The organism is Nocardia sp. NPDC051833, from assembly GCF_040681225.1.
Lineage (GTDB): Bacteria > Actinomycetota > Actinomycetes > Mycobacteriales > Mycobacteriaceae > Nocardia.
Map to the genome: position 1 here is coordinate 1,230,181 of NZ_JBFAYK010000002.1, position 20,561 is coordinate 1,250,741.

The following is a 20,561-nucleotide window of genomic DNA, read 5'->3' on the forward strand; positions in this document are numbered from 1 at the left end:
CGGTTGTGAGGAGGTGCGATGTCCGGTGATTCCGCCACGGTGCGCCGTGGGCGTCCGCCGCAGACCCGGGAGCAGGCCGACGAGGTCCGCGCCCGGATCGTCGAGGCGACGGCAGCCGTGTTCGCCCGCAACGGGTCGCGCGGGCTCAGCGTCGCCCAGATCATCGAGCAGGCCGGGCTGGCCAGGCCGACCTTCTACCGCTATTTCGGCAATGCCGCCGAGCCGCTGCACGTGGTCCTCACCGCGTCCAACGACGGCCTGGTCGGCGCGATCCGCGACGCACTGTCGGGCACCGACGAGCCGGTCCAGCTGGGCATCCGGCTGATCGACGCCTTCATCGACTGGGCGCGCGGCCACGGCCCGATGCTGCGGCCGCTCTTCGCCGAGCTGCACGACCCCGCCTCCCTGGTGTCGGCCTACCGCGAACGCGCCCTCGACGACATCCGCGCCCTGGTCCGCAAGACCTTCGTCGAGCTGGGCCGCCCGGTGCCCACACCCCTGGACATGGACACGGCGCTGCACGTGTGCGAATACGTCGTCTATCGCCTCACGATGGGCACCGAGCCCGGCAGCGACCCCGATCCGGTGCTGGATTCCGAAGCGCGGATCACGATGATCCGCGTCCTGCTGGTCACCCTCGGCACCCGCGACGACCTCGCCTACGCCATGGAACTGCCCGGCCTGTTCCCCGAGCCCTGAGGCTCGTCCCGGCGGCCTCGCGCACCGAGCTGCGCGCCGGCCGACGTGCCACCGGCCCCTGGCTATCCGGCGGAAGCCGATTGCTCGCGATCGGCGGTGGTAGCCGTCAGAACCAGCGCGAGCGCGAGCAGGGCCGCGCCGGTCCAGGCGACGGGCGTGAGTCGTTCGCCGAGGAGGACGACAGCGAGCAGGGTGGCAGTCAGGGGCTCGAGCAGGGTGAGGACCGCGGCGGTGGCGGCGCCCGCGGCGGGCAGACCGTGGAAGAACAGGGCGTAGGCGACGGCGGTGGGTGCCAGGCCGAGGACGGTGACGGCCAGCAGGTTCGCCGGGGTCGGGGTGATGGCGAGGCCGGTCGTCGCGGCCGGGACGGCGAGAAGCGCCGCGCCGCCGAGGAATCCGTAGCCGGTCGCGGTCACCGCGTCGAGGCCGGGAACGGGGTGGGCGGTGACGAGGGTGACCGCGGCGAAGGCGGTGGCGGCGACCAGGGCCAGCGCGACGCCCGCGACCATGCCCGACGTGTCCTCGGCCGGAACGCCGACCAGGATCGTCAGGCCGGTGATCGCCAGCGCGAGGATCGCGCCGCGCCCGCCGTCGAGCCGACGGCGGCCGGTCACGTGGTCGGCCAGCGCGACGACGACGGGGGCCGCGCCGATGGTGACCAGCGTCGCCAGCACGACCGAGGACGCGGCGATCGCGGCGAAATAGCAGGCCTGGAATATCGCGGCCAGCGCGCCGACGGCGCCGATCCGCCGCACGGCCGCCCGCCCCCGCGGGACACCGCGGCACCCGAGCAGCGAGACGACAACCAGGATCGCGCCGCCGACGCCGAGCCGATAGGTGGCGACCGCGATCGGGGCGAGGCCGGTGCGCTGCTGGACGAGGGATCCGAGCAGGCCGCCGGTACCCCACAGCACACCGGCGGCGACGAGCGGGAACAATCCACGCCGGGCGGGCGCGGACACGGAAAGGGAAACAGACATCAGGGAATTCGCTCCTGCGACAGAGGGATGAGGTCGCGGAAACGAGGTGCGAACAGCGGCCATGCGGGCACGCGCCATCGACGCCCGAGCGGTGAACGGCGCCGCGCCTACCCGGTGGGTGGCACGCGCCCTCGGGGCACCTCGCTCAGGAGGCGGGCGGCGGCGTGGAGCGGAAACGCTGGTGCACGTGGTCATCGTACCCGGCGCGCTGCACACAGAATCTCCACATTTGACGACGCAACCCTCCACACCCGCTCGCTAGGGTCTGTCCATGGACATCAGTGGGGGCGGGACCGGAGCGCCGGCGCGGCGCATCCTCGTCGTGGACGACGAGGTGACGATCGCCGAGTCGGTCGCGGCGCGATTACGCGCGGAGGGCTTCACCGTGGAGGTGGCCCACGACGGTCCGGGCGCCGTGGCCGCGGCCGCCACGGCGGAACCGGACCTGGTGGTGCTCGATGTGATGCTGCCCGGTTTCGACGGGCTCGAGGTGTGCCGGCGCATCCAGGCCGACCGGCACGTCCCGGTGCTCATGCTCACCGCCCGCACCGACGAGACCGACCAGCTCGTCGGCCTCGGGGTCGGCGCCGACGACTACCTGACCAAGCCGTTCTCGATGCGAGTGCTGGCCGCCCGCGTGCACGCCCTGCTACGGCGGGTCGACCGGGCCGCCGAGCGCGGCGAGAGCGCCATCGTCGTCGGCGATCTGCGGATCGACCTCGACGAGCGGCGGGTCTGGCGCGGCGCGACCGAGGCCAAGCTGACCCCGCTGGAATTCGACCTGCTGGCCCGCCTCGCCCAGCGCCCCCGCGCGGTCCTGGCGAGGGAGCGACTGCTCGAGGACATCTGGGACTGGTCGGACGCCTCGGGCACCCGCGCGGTCGACAGCCACATCAAGGCCCTGCGCCGTAAGCTCGGCGCCGATCTGATCCGCACCGTGCACGGTGTCGGCTACGCCCTGGACGCGCGATGAGCGAGCTGTCCGCGGACGCCCCGCGCACCTTCCTCGACCGGGTGGCCGACCGGATGCCCCGGCCGCTGGATCCGCTGCGCTCGATCAAGATGAAGCTGGCCGTGCTCATGGTGTGTTCGGGTGCCGTCGCGTTCGCCTACTTCTGGTTGCGGATCGGCTGGCTGCCGACGTTCACCACGCTCACCGCCATGATCATCGCGCTGGTCACCTCGCAGTTCCTCGCGCACGGCATCACCCGTCCGCTGCGCGAGATGACCGCGGCCGCGCGGCGGATGGCGCACGGCGACTACAGCTTCCGGGTGCGCGCCAGTTCCCGCGACGAGGTGGGTCAGCTCGCGACCGCGTTCAATCAGATGGCGGCCGACCTCGCTGCGGCCGATCGCCAGCGCCGTGACCTCATCGCCAATGTCTCGCACGAACTGCGCACGCCGGTGACGGCCTTGCACGCGGTGCTGGAGAACATCGTCGACGGGGTGAGCGAACCCGATCCGGCGACGCTGCGGACCGCGCTGGCCCAGACCGAACGCCTCGGCCTGCTCGTCTCCGAACTGCTCGACCTGTCCAGCATCGAGGCGGGCGCGTTCACCCTCGATCGGGAGAACCTGCCGCTGGCACCGCTGCTGGCGGAGGTGATCGCCGAAGCCGAGGTGATGACAGCCGCGCTCGGCCGCGGTGTCCGCTTCACCACCTCGATCGTGCCCGCCGAGGCGACCGTGCGCGCCGACCGGGCCCGCCTGCACCAGGTGCTGTTCAACCTGCTCGACAACGCGGCCAGGCACGGGCCGGCGGGCGGCGAGGTCCGCGTGTCCGCGCTGGCCGTGCCCGGCGCGACCGTGCTCGAGATCCAGGACGACGGTCCCGGCATCCCGGAAGCCGACCGCGCCACCGTCTTCGACCGGTTCACCCGCGGCGGGCGCACCGACGGCGGCGGCACCGGCCTCGGTCTGGCCATCGCCCGCTGGGTGATCGACCTGCACGGCGGCACCATCGCCGTCGCCGACCCCGGCTCCCGTATCCGCGTCGTCCTGCCCACGGACTGACCCGACCACATCCCGACCCACCATCCCGGACGCCACGTCCTGGGACGATCCCGCACACCCATCGGAGGGGACATGACCGACGAATCCGCCACCCCGCGAACACCGGACCAGCTCATGGCAGGCGCCACGGCGACAGAGACCGACCCCGCGGCCGCCACCACGGCGACGAAGACCGGATCCGCGCCGGGTCCGGGCACCTCGGCGCCACCGAAGGGCGACCCGCCGCCGTGGACCGAGGGCTGGCAGGCGGCGGCCGTCATGCCGCCGATGCCGAAGGCGCCCGCGCTGCCACCGCCCCCACCACCGATCTACCGGCGCCGGTTCCACGTCGCCCGCCCGGCCGGCGTCCTGCCCGCCGCCGCCGTCGCCGGAATCGTCGGCGCGACAGTCATTCCCCTCGACCGCCCGGGCCTCGGCTGGGTCCTCGCCGGTGGCGTCATCGCCAGCGCGCTGGGCATCGTCGACCACCGTGCCCGCACCCGCACCTCGACCGCGCCGAGCCCGGCCCCCGATGCCGCGACACCGAACGATTCGACCGCCGCACCGGCCCGCACTGCCGCACCGGACACTGCACCCAATTCGCCTGCCGCCATGGCGGATTCCCCGAGCGATCCAGCCCCGGCGAACGCGGACACCGCCCCTGCGGTCTCGGAGTCGGCCCCGGCCGCTCCCACACAGCCGGGCCCGCCCGATCCGGCGAACGGCGAATCCGCGCCGACCACCACCGGCACCCCCGCGCCGGGCGACCTGTCCGCCGCCCCGACAGCATCCGGTCGTTCGGCCATCGAGACCACACCGGGAGTGCCGACCTCGGGCCGCACCGGGATGCCGCCGACCCCGGCCGGTTCCACTCCCGCACCGAACACGACATCGCCGCAGACCGTCCCCGACCGGTCCGCGGCCGCTGCGGAGAACATCGAGCCCGGGTCGGGCACCTCAGCCGACAAGCCCGCCGCAGCACCGGAGAACGCAGCTGCCGCGACAGCAGAGACGCCCGGCCCCGCACAGCCGGGCCTGCCCGCTCCGGCGAACGGTGAATCCGCTCCGGCCGCGACCGGCACCCCCGCGCCGGGTGACAAGTCCGCCGCCCCGGCAGCACCCGGTCGTTCGGCCATCGAGGTCACACCGGGAGTGCCGACCTCGGGCCGCACGGGCGCGCAGCCGACCCCGGCCGACCCGGAGCCGGCCGGCACGACGCCGATCCCGACAGGTCACCCACAGCTATCCGGTGCGACCTCGACCGCGACAGACCACCCGGACCCATCCGATGCGACCCCGACCGCGACCGCGACAGACCACCCAGACCCATCCGTTGCGATCCCGACCGCGAGCATCGATTCCGCGGTAGCGGCCGGGCAGGCGGCGGGTGAGGCGTCGTCGAGTACGCCGACACCGCCGAGCGCGAGCTCCTCGGAGCCGGTCGGCGCGACCAAGCCCTCGGCGGCTTCCCCGGAAGCGTCCCGTGCGGCCCCGATCGCCGCGACGGTGGCGCCGGCCGGGACCTCTGCGGCGTTCGAACCCGTGGTCGCCCGGCATCGGCTGTGGTGGACTGCCGCGGCGCTCGCGCTGCTCGGGGTCGGGACGTTCCGGGCGGCGGGATGGTTGTTCGTGCTGTGTGTGCTGGCGGCGGGTGTCGCGGGCTCGCTGGCGGTGCTGGGGCGCAGGACCGGTCGCGGGATCGCGCACGACATGGTGGCGGTGCCGCTGGCCTCGTTCGAGGCGGTGCCGTGGGCGTTCTCGGGGTTGCGGGACACGCGGCCGGCGGAGCTGTCGAATCTGCGGCGCTACGGTGCGTCGGTCGCGGTGACGGCCGCGCTGCTGGTGGTGTTCGTGCCGCTGCTGGGCGGCGCGGACGCGACCTTCGCCGAATTGCTCAGCGGGCTGGTGCCGTCGATCGACGCGGCCACGGCGTGGCAGTGGATCCTGCTGTTCGCGGTGATCGGGATGGGCGCGCTCGGCGGGCTGTACCTGCTCGCCGGACCGCTCGCGCCGGGCACCGAGACGCGCCCGGTCCGGTTGTGGTCGCGCAGTGAATGGGTGCTGCCGGTCGGCGCGCTGACCGTGCTGTTCGCCGCGTTCCTCGGTGCCCAGTTCGTCGCGCTGTTCGGTGGTGACGACTACGTGCAGCGCACCGCCGGTCTCACCTACGCCGAGTACGCGCGCAGCGGCTTCTGGCAGCTCTCGGCGGTGAGCATCCTGACCCTGGCGGTGATCCTGGCGGTCCTGCACTGGGCGTCGCAGGAGACGGCCGCCGACCGGCGCTGGCTGCGGATCCTGCTCAGCGCGGTGAGCGTGCTGGCGCTGGTGATCGTCGGCTCGGCGCTCGCGCGGATGTGGACCTATCAGCAGGCCTACGGCTTCACGGTGCTGCGCCTGCTGGTGGAGGTGTGCGAGCTGTGGGTCGGCCTGGTCTATGTGCTCGTGCTGGTCGCGATCGCCCGGTTGCGCTGGCGCTGGGTGCCGCGCGCCGCGGTCGGCACCGCGCTGGCCACCCTCATCGCGCTCGCCGTCCTGGACCCGGAACAGTTTGTCGCCGAACGCAATATCGCCCGCTGGGAGGACGGCAAGCGGCTCGACTCCGAGTATCTGAGCACCCTGTCCCCGGACATCCTGCCCGCGCTGACCGAACTGCCCGCCGGGCTGCGCGCCGACATCGAGGACCCGATCCGCGCCGATCTCGACGACGACCACTGGTGGTCGTGGAACCTGTCGCGCAGCTCGGCGCGCTGACGCTACGGCTGGGTGCTCCGGGACAGTCCGCTGGCCCGGAGCACCCGTCGTCCGATGGCGGCGCGAATGGATTCCTCGGTGCCGATGATGCGCACATGGGTGCGGGCGCGGGTGATCGCGGTGTAGAGCAGTTCCCTGGTGAGCAGCGTGGATTCCGGTTCGGGCAGGACGACCGAGACGGTGTCGTACTGGCTGCCCTGACTGCGGTGGATCGTCATCGCGAACACCGTGACCACGGCCGGGAACTGGGTCGGATGGACGAGATAGGGGTCGCTGCCGCGTTGCAGCGCCGCCCGCAGCGATCCGTCGGGCCGCCGGATGATGACGCCGGTGTCACCGTTGTAGATGCGGGCCTCGTGATCGTTCGCGGTGACCAGCAGCGGCTGCCCGGGATACCAGACCGCCTGCGGCCCTTCGGGTCCCGTGCCCCCGGCCGCGGCCCATTCGGCGGCCATCCGGTCCCACCGCTCCACCCCGAACGGCCCCTGCCGATGCGCGCAGAGCAGGCGATGCGATTCCAGTGCGGTCAGCGCGCCCACCGCGTCGCCGGCGTTCGCGGCCGCGGTGACGGCCAGTGCCGCGCTGGTCACGTCGGCCCGCACCGCCGCGGTCTCCTCGGGCGCGCACAGCGACACGTCCGCGTCGCCCGCCCGCAGGATGGCCAGCGCGGCATCCGCGTCCCCCGCGCGCACCGCGACGGCCAGGTCCGCGATCCGGCCGCCGAAGCGCCGACCGCGCGTCAACCGCACGATGCCGCCCCGCAACCGGCGCTGTTCCAGCGCGCTCAGCGACTCCGGATCCGGTTGCGTCCCAGCATGATCGGCGACCTCCGCCGCGTCCGCTGTCCCGGGGGCCGAATCGGATCGCAGCAGCTCCGGCAGGGCGGGGTTCGGCGCACCGCTGATCGGCCCCGCGACCAGATCCGCGAGCACCGCGCCGGCATCGACGGAGGCGAGCTGGTCCGGGTCGCCGACCAGGACGAGGCGGGTGTCGGGGCGCAGGGCCGAGAACAGGTGGCTCATCATCGTCAGGGAGACCATCGACGTCTCGTCGACGACGACCACGTCGTAGGGCAGCCGGTTGTGTTCGTGGTGGCGGAATCGCGTGGTGCGGCCGCGCTGCCAGCCGAGGAGGCGGTGCAGGGTGGCGGCGGTCAGTTCGGGAAGTCCCAGTTCGGCGGCTTGTTCGCGCACCGCTTCCTGCAAACGCGCGGCGGCCTTGCCGGTCGGCGCGGCGAGCGCGATCCGCAGGGCGGGGAGTTTCGGGGTGGCCCGGCGGTGCGCGGTGAGCAGCGCGAGGATGCGGGCGATGGTGTGGGTCTTGCCCGTGCCGGGGCCGCCCGCGACGACGGTGGTCCAGTGGGTGGCGGCGAGCGCGGCGGCCAGTCGCTGCCGGTCGGGCCCGGCGCCGAGGGGGTCGGCGAACAGGCGATCCAGTTCGGCGCGCACGAGGACGGAGTCGATCTCCGGATGGTCGGCGCTGCGTTCGGTGAGTACCCGCCGCAACGTCTGTTCCTGCTGGTAGTACCGGTCGAGGTAGAGCAGCGCGCCGCCCTCGGCGTCGGCTTCGACCAGGCGCAACGGGCGCAGCGGTCCGGCCTGCCCACCGCGGATGAGCGGACTGCGGCGCAGCGCGGCGAGCACCCGATCGGTGTCGGGCCAGGGCAGCGTCGCCGGATCGATTCCCGCTGCGGTGTCGCGGCTTTCGTCGGCGTCGATCCCGATCTCGCGCATGCGGGCCAGTTCCAGGCACACCGAACCCGACCGCACCGCGCGCACGGCCAGCGCCGCCGCGAACAGCACGTCCTCGCTGTCCTCCCGGCCCATCCGCCCCAGCCGCACCGCGACATGCACATCCGCGGCGGACAGCACCCCGGCCTCGTTGAACACCCGCAGCAGCCCGGTGCCCCGCTGCGCCACCTGAATCGACGTCATCGGACGACCTCCCCCGAGCACACCCGGTCCACGGGTGGCGTCGCCCATCGCCGAGCCGGCGACACAGCGACCGGACGACGCGGGCACCGCCCGCGAGCCCTCATCGCGGTTCTCCCGCGAGCAGATCCGACAGTGCGACAACGAGTTCCGCGGGCGGCTGCCAGTCGAACACACCGTGACCCGCCGGAGTGGCGGCACCGATCATGCCGCGCACGAACAGATACCGCGCGCCACCGAGATGCCGGGCCGGGTCGTACCCGGGCAGCCGCCAGCGCAGGTAGCGGTGCAGCGCCACCGCGTACAGCAGCGCCTGGAGTGGGTAGTGCGAGCGGATCATCTCCGTGACCATGTGCTCGCGCCGGTAGTGCTCGACGGTGAGATCACCGGTGCCGAGCCGGTTCGTCTTGTAGTCGACGATCAGATAGCGGTGCCCGCCCGCGTCGTCGGGCACCCGCAGCACGGCGTCGATGCTGCCGGTGAGGTAGCCGCGCAGCACCGTGTCGGGCAGCGCCGCCAGCTGGTCGGCGTACCCGGCCAGCACATCGTTTCCGGGTAGATGGCGGCGCAGCAGGTCAGCGATGCCGTGCATCCCCGAAGACCGCGCACCGGGGGTGTCGCCCCCACCGAGTGGCAGTTCGAATTCCAGCTCGCACAGGCGATCCCGGGTCGCTATCGCGGCGAGCGAACCGAAATCGGCAGGGGTCCGCAGAACTTCGAGCAGCGCGGTGGCCAGCAGGTCGACGTCGAGTTCGGCCATGGTGTGCTCGACCGCCTCCGCGCAGCGGGCGGCGACCTCGGCGGCGAGATCCGGCGCCGAGGTGTCGACGGCTTCCAGGATGCCGTGCACGAGGGTGCCGAACTCCGCGCCGTAGGGCAGCGCGTTCATCAGTGACGGCGCACCGGTGCCGCCGGCGGGGGCGTCGAGCGGCGCCTCGGCCGGTTCGTCGTCGGGTCCCGGCCCGTCCTCGGGCTCCTCCTCGCCGACCCCCGCGAGATCGTGCGCGCCCGCGGTGAGCGCGGAATACGATGTCCGCCGCCACTGCTGGTCGAGGACCCGGGTGAATCCCGCGACGGCCAGCTCACCGCTCGGCAGCTCGGTCCTGACCCGGCGCGGCTCGACGTCGTCGGGCCGGTGCACCGCGGTCACCGAGATCACCTCGGCCGCGGGCTCCGCCCACTCCGTGAGGCGTTGCACCGCCGCGGTATCCGCGGGGATGTCGGCACGGCGCGGCACCTGGGCCGAACCAGGGCGCCGCCCCAGGATCATCCGGTGCAGCGGTGCGGCCGCGGTGGTGACGGCGGGCGCCCACCAGGCCACCACCTGGCACATGGCCCGGGTCAGCGCAACATAGAGCAGCCGCAGCTCCTCCCCCGATTCCTCGGCCTCGCAGCGCAATTGGCGCTCGCCGTAGCCGGGCGCCTCCTTGCCGCCGATGTCGAGCACCCTGGTGCCGTTGTCGTCGTGGAACAGCAGCGTCGCCGGGTACGGGTTCTTGGCGCTGTCCCACGCGAAAGGCAGGTACACGAGCGGGAATTCGAGCCCCTTGCTGGCGTGCACGGTGGCGATCTGCACGGCCGCGGCGTCCCGGTCGAGCCGCCTGCTGCGGCCGCTGACGCTGCCCGCCTCCGGATCCCGGACCCGATCGGCCAGCCAGCGGGTCAGCGCGGTCAGCCCGAGCCCTTCGGCGAGGGCCACCTCGTCGAGCAGTTGCGCGAGGTGGCGCAGGTCGGTGAGTTCGCGTTCGCCGTTCTCCACCGCGAGCAGCCGCGGCGCGAGATCGGTCTCGGTGGCGAGCTTGTCGAAGACGGCCGCGAACCCCGCGCGGGCGAACAGCCGCGCCGCCTCCCGCAGCTGGGTGGACACCCGGCCGACGAGATCGGCTCCGCCCGCGTCGATCTCGGCCACGGTGACGCCCAGGATCGGCGTGCAGGCGGCCAGCCGGACCCGGTCGCCGCGATGCGGTTGCTCCAGCGCGCGCAGCACCCACAGCCAGTCGGTGGCGGCCACGGTGGCGAAAACGCTGGTGCCACCGGCCAGCACGGACGCGACCCCGACCCGGTCCAGCGCGGCCCGCACCACATCGATCTGGGTCCGGGTGCGGACCAGCACCGCGATGTCACCGGGCCCGATCGGCCTGCGCACCCGGCCGTCGCCCACCTCGGTGAGCGAATGATCCACGCCCCGTTCCGGTTTGGCCTCGATGGTGGCACCGGACTCGAGCAATGTGACGATGTCGGCGGCCAGGTCGTCGGCCACCTTCGCCCGCTGCCTGCCGACCGAGGGAAACCCCGACCGATTGCGCGGACCGGCACCGGTCCGCGGCAGCACCCGCAGCCGCAGCGGAGTGATCACCGCCGGATCGCCGTGCAGGCGGGTCGCCGGGCGGGTCGGTGTCACGGGATAGACGCTGATCTCCGGGTGCCCCAGTTCCGCACCGCCGCACAGGTGGTCCAGCGCGCGCAGCAGTCCGGCGTCGCTGCGCCAGTTGCGGGTCAGTTCGCTGCGCCGTTCGGCCAGCGCGACCGCGTCCAGGTAGCTGAGCACCTCCGCGCCGCGGAAGGCGTAGATGGCCTGCTTCGGGTCGCCGACCAGGACCAGAGTGGCGTGTTCGTGGAAGGCCAGGCGCAGGATGTCCCATTGCAGCGGATCGGTGTCCTGGAACTCATCGACCAGCGCCACCCGGTACCGCTGCCGGATCCGCGCGCAGGCCCGCGGCCCGTGCTCCGGATCGGCGAGCACCTCGTGCAGCAGCACCAGCAGATCGTCGAAATCACGCAGTCCCGCACGGCGTTTGCGGCGCTCGGTCTCCGCACGCACCGCCGTCGCGAAGGCCACCCGCTCGCCCGCGGCACCGTCGGTGCGCGGTGCGAGGTCGGCGTGGCGGTCGTGCACGGCGGCCAGCGCGAGGGTGTGCGCCTCACGCAGCGTGAACGGCGCGCGGTCGCGGGCGTAACGGGCCAGGTAGAGGTCGTCGGCGACAGTGGCGACCAGGTCGTCGACCGATTCCACCAGCCGCGCGCCCAGATCGTGTTCCCCCGCCAAGCCCAGTTCGTCGAGCATCCGCTGGCAGAACGAGTGGGTGGTGGCGATGGTGCCCGCGTCGAAATCGGCCAGGGCGGTGAGCAATCGGTGCCTGCGCAGCCGCAGCGTCGCCGGATCGGTGTCGGCCAGCCCGCGCACCAGCTCATCGGGGTGGGCCCGCGCGACGCCCGGATCGGCGAGCGCGGCCGCGACCGTCACGAAGCGGTCCCTGGTGCGTTCCCGCAGTTCCTGGGTGGCGGCGCGGCTGAAGGTCACCAGCAGCAGCTCGGTGATGCCGACGCCGGCCTCGGCGACGTAGCGCACCGCGAGACCGACGATGGCGTGGGTCTTCCCGGTCCCCGCGCTCGCCTCGAGCACCGTGGTCCCCACCGGCAACGGCCCGGCCGCGTCGAAGGCGGCGGGCGCCGACATCGTTCCCGTCACGGTTGCCCCTGACTCTCGGCCGCCAGCAGCGGCGCCCACCAGCGACGCGCGATCGCGCCGAACCGCGTGCTCTCGGGTTCGCCCGCCCGGGCGGGGGCGGCGGCGAAGCGGTCGAAGCGCGGCGCGCGGCCCCACACGTAGCGCAGGTAGCGGTCGGTGTGGTCGCCGAACTTGTCGGGTCCGTTGGGGCCGCCGTCGAAGGCGTGCTCGGCGGCGAGCAGGGCGTCGGCGACACCGTCGCCCCGGAAGCGGCGTTCGGCGTAGGCGGCGGTGGCGGCGGGCGCGACCGGGAGCGGTTCGCACAGCCCCTCGTCGCGCAGCCGAACCAGGTCGCGCAGGACCGCCAGGGCGGCGGGGGCCTCGGGCGCCACGATCACCGACCGGGCGACCGGCCTGCTGCGGAACTGACCGCGGCCGGTGCTGATCGCGCGCCACGACCGGTCCTCGGTCGCGGCCAGCGCGAGCAGCGAAACCCACGCGGCCAGGCGGTGTTTCGGCGCCAGCCGGGAGTAGGTGGTGCGCACCAGGGTCTCGCCGCGGACCTCGGGCACGGTGCCTGCCAGGGTACGGCCGTTGCCGAGGTCGATGGCGATGTCGACCGCGCGCGGGCTCGCCTCGTAGTCGGGCTCGGCGGTGCGCACGAGGGTGTCGACGGTGCCCTCCACCTCGTCGAGGACCGCGCCGCCGAACGCGAAGGGCGGCAGCGTGCCGCGCCGCCATTCGGCCGCGCGCAGGCCGGCGGGGTCGGCGCCGGTGAGCCGCGCCGACAGCATCCGCTCGCCCAGATCCCATTTCGCCAGGCCGTCGAGTTCGATGGGCAGTTGCTCGGCGATGTCCTCGGCTTCCTCGGGCACCCGCAGCCCGAGCCGCTGCCACAGGAACGCGCGCACCGGATGCTCGGCGAACGCGATCAGCTCCGCCAAGGCCACATCGGCCTGCGGGACCGGCGGCAGCGGCTCGGTCAGCAGCGGCGGACGCGGCCGCGCGGGCCGGGCGGCGGCACGGGCACCCGCCAGCGCGACGGTGTCGAAACTGCGCGGCCGCTCGGGCGCGAAATTGCGGCGATCGAAGGCTTGCAGCGGATGGCGGACGCGCACCGCGTCCAGCGCGTCCGGACCGACGTGCGCGGCGAGGACGTCGAGCAGCTCGGCTACCGGCACCGCGGGCGGGCGCGCGGCGCCGGTCACCGGATCGGCGCCGGTGTGCAGGATGAGCAGCCGCTCGCCCGCCGCCATGATCGCGTCGAGCAGCAGCTGACGGTCCTCGCTGCGGGGATCGCGTTCGCCGACGAGTGGGTCGCGGGCCAGCAGGTCGTCCCCGTCGACGGTGCCGGGGCGCGGGAAGACGTCGTCGTCGAGGCCGAGCAGGATCACCACCCGGTGCGGCACCGACCGCATGGGGACCAGCGTGCACACCGTGAGCTCACCGGTGCGGAAGTTCGCCCGGCCGGGCCCACCCGCCAGGCGACCGGTCAGCAGCACCGCGACATCGGCCAGCCGCAGCGGCGTCTCGCCCGCGTGCTCGGTGGCGGCGACGATCTCGCGGCGCGCCTCGGTGCGGATCCAGGAGTGCGCGTCGGGCACGTCGGTGAGCAGGTCGACCGCGCGCAGCAGCACCGTCGTCCACTCGGCGGCAGGCCGGGGGCCGCGCAGATCGCGCAGACAGACCGCGAGCCGGTCGACGAACTCGGCGAAGCGACCCGCCAGGTCGACGTCGTTGGAGTCGACGTCGTCGAGCGGCAGGGCCAGATCCAGCCAGTCGTCGCCGGACTCGTCGGCGGTGACCCCGAGCAGGATCCGGTCGACCGCGGCGTTGAGGGTGTTCTGCGCGAAGTCGGCCAGGCCGAACGCCTCGCGCTGGCGCTGCCCGATCCCCCACCGGGCACCGGACTCGGCGGCCCACTCGCGCAGCCGCTCGATGTCGTCGTCGTCGAAACCACAGCGCCTGCGGACGGTCTCGCTCGCCGCCAGGTCCAGCACCTGCGTCACCGTGACGCGACCGTCGGCGAGCTCGAGCAGCTCGATGACCACCGCGAGCATCGGGTTGGTGACCGCCCGGCCACGGTCGGCCAGACGCACCCGCAGCTGGTGGGCCGGGTGCTCGCCCTCGACGGGCAGGTCGACGGCACCGGCACCGCGATGGCCGAAGGCCGCGCGGACCAGCGGCGCGTAGGCCTCCACGTCCGGGCACATGATCAGCACGTCGCGCGGTTGCAGGTCGGGGTCGGCGCCGAAGGCGGTCAGCAGCAGATCCCGCAGCACCTCGACCTGGCGGGCGGGGCCGTGGCAGGCGTGCAGCTCGACGGTGCCATCCGCTGTCGCGCCCGGCGCGGGGACCAGGTCGGCGCGGATCGCGGCCTGCACGGTGCCGAGCAGGGTGGTGTCGGCGGGTTCGCCGGGAAGGTGGATCGTGCTGTGCAGCACCGGGTTCAGCCGCAGCTGGAGTTCCCGCACGTCCCGTGCCAGGCCGGACAGGAGAGGGTGGCGGACGAGATCGGCCGTGTCGTCGGCCGCGCGCGGAGGCACCGGCGCGCCCGCGCCCGCCGCCGACAACGCCGTCCACATCGCCGGACTCGGATGGGCCAGCCAGAGGTGGACGTCGCGGCGCTCGGCCAGGGCGACGAGGACCGCGAGCTGATCGGCGGGCAGCCGGGTGAGGCCGAACACGGAGATCCGCGCGGGCAGGTCGACCGTGTCGGGGTCGGCCCGCAGCCGCGCGCAGGCCGCGGCGAGCCGTTCGGCCGGGCTCGGCGAGCCGACGGCCGCGCGCAGGGCCCGCCACAGCCGCGGTTGCCAGGTGAGGAGGTCGTCGGGGACCGGGCCGCCCGCGCCGTCGGTGTCGGCGCCCGCGGCCCAGTCGAGAATCAGCTGCGGACGTTGCGCGGCGTAGGAGTCGAACAGGGCGGCCAGGTGCGCGGCCGTCGCGTAGCGCCTGCCCACCCGATGCCCCGTGCCGGGCAGGCCGAGGTGCCGGGCGAGCACCGCCGCCCACGGCTCGCCTGCGACCTCGTCGATCACCCCGAGCAGGGTCCACACCAGTCGCTGCCCCACCCACGGATCGTCGGCGGGCGCGACCCCGCTCGCCGCGGACAGCACCTCCGCCACCAGCGCCGTCGGCGCGGGGAAGGCGATATTGGCGGCCACGCCGTCCCCGGCGCCCGCCACGCCGAGCGCGCCGGAGAGCCGCTGGGCCAGCCAGCGCTCCACCCCCTTCGCCGGGACCGCGACCACCTCGGTGGTGAACGGGTCGGCCGGTGCGTCACCGAGCACCCGCCCCAGTCCGTCGGCCAGCGCGTCGGCGCGTTCGGCGCGATGGAGGTGCAACGGCATCCGTCGTTTATACGCCCAGCGACCGACCCGCAATCGTGCGGCCCCGCCGTCACCACCGCGCAGGGCAAGTGAAATAGGCCACACCGCAACGCGTTCCCGGCCGCGCCTGCGCCACCCTGGTTACCCGCCGTGGGATCGTCGACCTTCGGGTGGGACAGTTCGGCCGCAGGCGAAAGGCTGGTCCGGTTCATGATCGCGCAGGTGATTCCCCTGGTTCCCGGTGGCGGTTTCATCGTCCGTCGTGCGGGCGACCGCTGGGAGCTGATCAATTCCCGGCGCTACGGGCCGGACAAGGTGCTGCACACCTGGCCGCTGGATCAGCACGGCGAAGCGTTCGAGCACTGCCATCGGCTCAACGGCTGCACCATCGCGACCCCGCACGCCGCGCACCACTGAGCGGAAAACCGAAGCGGCGCAACGGCGCTGTAACACACTCGGGTGCGCACCTCAAGTAGTGCACAACGGCGTCAGGTGTGCGAATGTGGTCCCTCGTGCGTGACCGTTCCCCCGCCACCCGCGTCGTTCCCCGGGTCGCAGCAACCGCCTGTCTCCTCGCCGCCGCGGCCGTCCTCACTCCGGGCGTCCCCGTGCTGGCCCCGTCGGCCCATGCCGTGCCGCCTGCGCTCACGCAGGTGTCGCAGCCCGGCTTCGACAGCGATATGAGTTCGCGGATCGCGCGGGTGAACGCCTATCTAGCCGGGCGTCCCGGCGTCACCGGGTACGTGCTGCGCGACCGCCAGACCGGCGGCGTCTACGCCAACGAGCACGCCGAGAACCAGGTGTGGACCGCCTCGACGATCAAGCTGGCCATCGCCGCCGACCTGCTCAACCGGGCCAGGGTCGGCGCCATCGGCCTGTCCCCCGAGGACCGGACCAACATGGAGTCCATGCTGGCCACCTCCAACGATCACGCCGCCGACGTGCTGTGGAACAAGTACATCGGCTTCGACCGGATGGCCTACAACAACGCGTTCCGCGCCTACGGCATGGTCAGCCTGATCCCGCAGCCGACCGCGTCGGCGATGTTCCCCGACTGGTCGTTCCAGAAGTGCACCGCCGCCGACCTGGACCGGCTGATGAACACCATCCTCGACACCATGCACCCCGACGACCTCGCCTACCTGCTGGACCGGATGCGCTCGGTCGACTCCAACCAGCACTGGGGCGTGTGGGGCGCGGGCGCGCGGATGCGGCCCGGCCTGAAGAACGGCTGGTCGGCCGAGGCCGACGGCTGGGTGGTCAACTCGGTCGGCGTCGCGGGCAACGGTGAGCGCTACACCCTGGCCATCATGAACGCCCTCGGCAGCGACGGCGGATACACCGAGGGCTCGGAGACCGACACCAAGGTCGCCGAACTCCTGCTTGCCGGTCGCTGACCTTCCCGGTCCCGTATTCTCGATCTTGTCCGACCGGTCCGCGTGCCACGGTGTCGCTCACCGCGGCACGCGGCTCCCGGTGAGCGAACGCACCACAGCAAGATCGGAACCGGGATCTCGTGGCGACGCTGCCTCCGGAGCCGACTACGGTTAACCCTGTCACCACCATTGCGGGGCCCACCCCAGTCTGTCGAGGAGCAGGACGATGAGCACTCAGTCTGTCGGGAACCAGCGGCACCGTGTGGTGGTGATCGGTTCCGGATTCGGCGGCTTGTTCGGCACCAGGCACCTGCGCAAGGCCGATGTCGACATCACCCTGATCTCCAAGACCTCCACCCACCTGTTCCAGCCGCTGCTGTACCAGGTGGCCACCGGCATCCTCTCGACCGGCGAGATCGCGCCCGCCACCCGGCTGGTGCTGCGCAAGCAGAAGAACGCGCAGGTACTGCTCGGCGACGTCCACGACATCGACCTGGTCAACAACACGGTCACCTCGCGACTACTCAACCGCGACACCGTCACCCCCTTCGACAGCCTCATCGTCGCCACCGGCGCGCAGCAGTCGTACTTCGGCAACGACCACTTCGCCACCTTCGCGCCCGGCATGAAGACCATCGACGACGCCCTCGAGCTGCGCGCCCGCATCCTGGGCGCCTTCGAGCAGGCCGAGCTCGCGACCACGCAGGAGGAGCGCGACCGGCTGCTCACCTTCATCGTCGTCGGCGCCGGCCCGACCGGCGTGGAGCTGGCGGGCCAGATCGCCGAGCTCGCCGACCGCACCCTCGACGGCACCTTCCGCACCATCGACCCGCGCGACGCGCGCGTCATCCTGCTCGAGGGCGCGGGCGCGGTGCTCGGCCCGATGGGTCCCAAGCTGGGCGCCAAGGCGGCCAAGCGGCTCGAGAAGATGGGCGTGGAGATCCAGCTCAACGCCATGGTGACCGATGTCGACGCGCACGGCGTCGTCGTCAAGGACGCCGACGGCAGCACCCGCCGGATCGAATCCGCCTGCAAGGTGTGGTCGGCCGGTGTGCAGGCCAGCCCGCTGGGCAAGATGATCGCCGATCGCTCCGAGGGCACCGAGGTCGACCGGGCCGGGCGCGTCATCGTGGAGCCCGACCTCACGGTCAAGGGCCACCCGAACATCTTCGTGGTCGGCGACCTCATGTCGGTGCCCGGTGTGCCCGGTCAGGCGCAGGGCGCGATCCAGGGCTCGACCTACGCGGCCAAGGCGATCAAGGCCGGGCTCAAGGGGCAGGCCCCCGAGGAGCGCGCGCCGTTCAAGTACTTCAACAAGGGCTCGATGGCGACGATCTCGCGTTTCGACGCCGTCTGCCAGATCGGCAAGATCGAGTTCAGCGGCTTCCTCGCCTGGCTGGCCTGGCTGGCGCTGCACCTGTACTACCTGGTCGGCTACCGCAGCCGGATCGTCACCGTGATCGGCTGGTTCGTCTCCTTCCTCGGCCGCAACCGCGGCCAGATGGCCGCGACCGAGCAGTGGGTCTTCGCCCGGTTGGCGATCGAGGAGGTCAAGTCCGACCGGGCCGACGCCAACGAGCTCGCGGCCGCGCTGGGCGCGCCGCCGGTCGGCAACAGCAAGCCCGCGCAGGTGCGCGAGCAGCGCGAAGTCGGCTAGGTCCGTTCGTTCCGAAGGCCGGGTGGTGTCCGCACCGCCCGGCCTTCGGCGTATTCCGGGTTGCCATCGTTTCGGACCCATCCGTCGCCGAGCCGGGTCCGAATGCCGGACGTCATATGTGTGACCAATCCCCCGGACGAAAGGTGATCTATGGCGACGGGGAAACACAGGGCGCCGAGCCCGCAGCGACAGAAGGTGGGTTCGGTCGTCGCGGCTGGAGCGGTCCCCCTGGTCATGGCCCTGATCGGCACGGGCACCGCGAACGCCGATCCCGCGCAGACGGCGGTGACCCAGACCGAACATCCGGCCGGGCCGGAGTTCGACGCGGTGGCGCCCAACGCCACCCCGTACGTGGGCCAGCAGATGCCGGAGAACACGCGCAGTTCGCTGGCGTGGTCGCGGTCGGGCCCGGAGACCGACTACCTGTCCCCGGTGGGCACGCTGCACGCGCCGACCGCGGTCGCGCCGGTGCCGCCGATCCTGCCGCCGCCGGGACAGTTCCGCTTCGGTGATCAGCTGGTCCCGGTGCCGGACTTCGTCCCGGTCGACACGTCGATCCAGATCAACGACGCGGCGGCCAACACCGAGGCCAACCTCGCGACCTTCCTCGACTCGGTCGGCCTCGAGCGCAGCCGCTCGGACCGGATCGCCTCGGAGACCCTGGGCTCCGCCGCCCGTGGCGCGGCGGTCGGGTCGATGGTGGCCACCCCGTTCGCCATGATGGCGAGCACGGGCGGTGCGGTGGCCGGGCTCGTCGCCGGTATCCCGTTCGTCCCGATCGGTCTGGTCGCCGGTCCGATCCTCGGCGGGATGGCCGCCTACATGGCGGTGTCGGTGCCGTTCACGGTCGTCGGCGCCGGTGTCGGCGCGGCGGTGGGCGCGGCGGGCGGTTTCCTCGCGCCGCCGCGCGCGGCGGCGCCGGAAGCGATCGCCGACGACGCGGTGCTGGTCAGCGCCTGATCGTCGCTCGTGTGCGAGGGGAGCCGGGGTTCGCCCCGGCTCCCTTCGTCGTTCTAGACCGGGACCGGATCCTCCGCGCCGACCGGACTGCCCGCGCGCAGGCGGGCACCGGTCCGGGTCGCCAGCGATCCCCCCGCGGCCAGCGGCAACCGGACGGCGTCGAGACCGCCGGACCAGGCGGGCCGGTCGTCCGGGTAGCGCAGTTCGCTGTCGAGCGCGCGCGCCGCGCTCAACCGGTCGTCGGTGGCCGTGCCCGCACCGAGCGCGAGGCGATGCCGGATCAGCGGGAGGTCGTCGAGATCGGCGATCAGATCACCGCGCCACTCGCCGTCGTCCTCGCCGCTGCGTCCCAGCTGCACCCGCTCGCGCAGCCGCAGCCGCGCGTCGGCGGCCACCCGCACGGTTGTCGTCGTGTGATGGCGGGCGCCACCGGCGACGATCGTCGGTTCCGGATCGAAGTCCAGTTCCGCGCCCGCGCCGACCTCGAAGCTCCAGTGCCCCACCGACATCGGCGTGCGCGCGCTCGGCAACGCGATCGTCGCCGCCACCGACCGGACGATCAACCGCGCACCCGGCAGCACGACGATGCGGATATCGAGCTCGTCGCCACCGAGCGGGGTCGCGGCGGTGCCGATCAGGTGCACGGTGTCCGCGCCGGTGTACCGCCCGGCCAGCCCGCCGACCGCGTCGATGCGGGGCAGCCTGCCCGGGGCGGCCACGATGCTCAGCTCAGTGCGCAACGCCGGTGGCCGTGTCCTGTTCGGCGGCCGCGCGCAGCTGCTCGCGCACCCACGCCAGCACCGGCGTGGCGGCCGGATCGTCGGTCAGCGACACCAGGGCGGTGGGGCGGCCCTCGCGCACCTTGGCCGCGTCGCGTTCCATCACGCCCAGATCGGCGCCGACCAGCGGAGCCAGGTCGGTCTTGTTCACCACCAGCAGGTCGGAGAAGGTGACGCCGGGGCCGCCCTTGCGCGGCACCTTGTCGCCGCCCGCCACGTCGACCACGAAGATCTGCGCGTCGATCAGGCCGGAGGAGAACGTCGCGGTGAGGTTGTCGCCGCCGGATTCCACCAGGATCAGGTCCAGCGGCGGATTGGCCGCGACCAGGTCGTCGATGGCGTCGAGGTTGGCGGTGATGTCGTCGCGGATGGCGGTGTGCGGGCAGCCGCCGGTCTGCACGGCGGTGATCCGCTCGTCGGGCAGCACCGCGTGGCGGCGCAGGAAGTCGGCGTCCTCGGTGGTGTAGATGTCGTTGGTCAGCACCGCGAGGGACAGTTCGTCACGCAGCTGCCTGCACAGCGCCGCGACCAGCGCGGTCTTGCCGGAGCCGACGGGGCCGCCGATGCCGATCCGCACCGCCTCGCCCGGCGCGCGGTGCCGCTTGGGGCGGTCGTGGCTGTGATCGTGCGGTTCGCCGTCGATCAGATGGGGCGGCATG

General features: G+C 73.1%; 14 protein-coding genes. 8 read left to right on the forward strand and 6 right to left on the reverse strand.

Annotation, left to right across the window (positions count from 1 at the left end):
• Nucleotides 1-18 precede the first annotated feature (18 nt).
• Nucleotides 19-699, forward strand: a complete 681-nt coding sequence (locus tag AB0L91_RS23860; RefSeq protein WP_355275705.1) for a TetR/AcrR family transcriptional regulator — start codon at nucleotides 19-21, stop codon at nucleotides 697-699.
• A 62-nt stretch (nucleotides 700-761) separates the two neighbouring features.
• Here the strand turns inward: AB0L91_RS23860 and AB0L91_RS23865 are convergent, their stop codons facing one another.
• The gene (locus tag AB0L91_RS23865) at nucleotides 762-1,679 is read right to left on the reverse strand and encodes a DMT family transporter (RefSeq protein ID WP_365013341.1); all 918 of its coding nucleotides are present in this window, start codon (nucleotides 1,677-1,679) and stop codon (nucleotides 762-764) included.
• Nucleotides 1,680-1,950: 271 nt separating this feature from the next.
• Here AB0L91_RS23865 and AB0L91_RS23870 point away from each other — a divergent pair, with 271 nt between their 5' ends.
• From AB0L91_RS23870 to AB0L91_RS23880, 3 genes are all read left to right on the forward strand, one after another.
• Nucleotides 1,951-2,652: a response regulator transcription factor gene (locus tag AB0L91_RS23870; protein ID WP_357345403.1), complete on the forward strand. Its 702-nt coding sequence runs from the start codon at nucleotides 1,951-1,953 to the stop codon at nucleotides 2,650-2,652.
• Nucleotides 2,649-3,692, forward strand: a complete 1,044-nt coding sequence (locus tag AB0L91_RS23875; protein ID WP_365013345.1) for an ATP-binding protein — start codon at nucleotides 2,649-2,651, stop codon at nucleotides 3,690-3,692. The genes AB0L91_RS23870 and AB0L91_RS23875 overlap by 4 nt, the downstream gene beginning before the upstream one ends.
• Before the next feature lie 72 nt (nucleotides 3,693-3,764).
• Complete coding sequence (locus AB0L91_RS23880) at nucleotides 3,765-6,422, forward strand: DUF4153 domain-containing protein (protein ID WP_365013348.1); 2,658 nt, start codon at nucleotides 3,765-3,767, stop codon at nucleotides 6,420-6,422.
• A 2-nt stretch (nucleotides 6,423-6,424) separates the two neighbouring features.
• On the opposite strand, the gene recD is transcribed toward AB0L91_RS23880, so the two are convergent.
• The 3 genes from recD to recC all read right to left on the reverse strand — a co-directional run bounded on the left by recD (nucleotide 6,425) and on the right by recC (nucleotide 15,151).
• Nucleotides 6,425-8,356, reverse strand: coding sequence for an exodeoxyribonuclease V subunit alpha (gene recD / locus AB0L91_RS23885; protein WP_365013350.1), 1,932 nt, complete (start codon nucleotides 8,354-8,356; stop codon nucleotides 6,425-6,427).
• Nucleotides 8,357-8,456: 100 nt separating this feature from the next.
• Nucleotides 8,457-11,810: a UvrD-helicase domain-containing protein gene (locus AB0L91_RS23890; protein WP_365013710.1), complete on the reverse strand. Its 3,354-nt coding sequence runs from the start codon at nucleotides 11,808-11,810 to the stop codon at nucleotides 8,457-8,459.
• A gap of 8 nt (nucleotides 11,811-11,818) precedes the next feature.
• On the reverse strand, nucleotides 11,819-15,151 hold the full coding sequence (gene recC, locus AB0L91_RS23895; protein WP_365013353.1) for an exodeoxyribonuclease V subunit gamma: 3,333 nt from the start codon (nucleotides 15,149-15,151) through the stop codon (nucleotides 11,819-11,821).
• A gap of 129 nt (nucleotides 15,152-15,280) precedes the next feature.
• On the opposite strand from recC, the gene AB0L91_RS23900 reads away from it, so the two are divergent.
• The 4 genes from AB0L91_RS23900 (at nucleotide 15,281) to AB0L91_RS23915 (ending at nucleotide 19,123) form a co-directional block, all read left to right on the forward strand.
• On the forward strand, nucleotides 15,281-15,547 hold the full coding sequence (locus tag AB0L91_RS23900; RefSeq protein WP_365013356.1) for a hypothetical protein: 267 nt from the start codon (nucleotides 15,281-15,283) through the stop codon (nucleotides 15,545-15,547).
• Between the two features lie 83 nt (nucleotides 15,548-15,630).
• Nucleotides 15,631-16,527 (forward strand): tat pathway signal sequence, encoded by an 897-nt coding sequence (locus tag AB0L91_RS23905; protein WP_355275718.1) that lies wholly within the window; start codon nucleotides 15,631-15,633, stop codon nucleotides 16,525-16,527.
• A 205-nt stretch (nucleotides 16,528-16,732) separates the two neighbouring features.
• Nucleotides 16,733-18,163: an NAD(P)/FAD-dependent oxidoreductase gene (locus tag AB0L91_RS23910; RefSeq protein ID WP_365013359.1), complete on the forward strand. Its 1,431-nt coding sequence runs from the start codon at nucleotides 16,733-16,735 to the stop codon at nucleotides 18,161-18,163.
• A gap of 150 nt (nucleotides 18,164-18,313) precedes the next feature.
• The gene (locus AB0L91_RS23915; protein ID WP_355275721.1) at nucleotides 18,314-19,123 is read left to right on the forward strand and encodes a hypothetical protein; all 810 of its coding nucleotides are present in this window, start codon (nucleotides 18,314-18,316) and stop codon (nucleotides 19,121-19,123) included.
• A 53-nt stretch (nucleotides 19,124-19,176) separates the two neighbouring features.
• Here the strand turns inward: AB0L91_RS23915 and AB0L91_RS23920 are convergent, their stop codons facing one another.
• Both AB0L91_RS23920 and ureG read right to left on the reverse strand, forming a co-directional pair.
• Nucleotides 19,177-19,863, reverse strand: coding sequence for an urease accessory protein UreD (locus tag AB0L91_RS23920; protein ID WP_357345390.1), 687 nt, complete (start codon nucleotides 19,861-19,863; stop codon nucleotides 19,177-19,179).
• Complete coding sequence (gene ureG, locus AB0L91_RS23925; RefSeq protein WP_355275724.1) at nucleotides 19,853-20,560, reverse strand: urease accessory protein UreG; 708 nt, start codon at nucleotides 20,558-20,560, stop codon at nucleotides 19,853-19,855. The genes AB0L91_RS23920 and ureG overlap by 11 nt, the downstream gene beginning before the upstream one ends.
• Nucleotide 20,561: the final 1 nt, after the last annotated feature.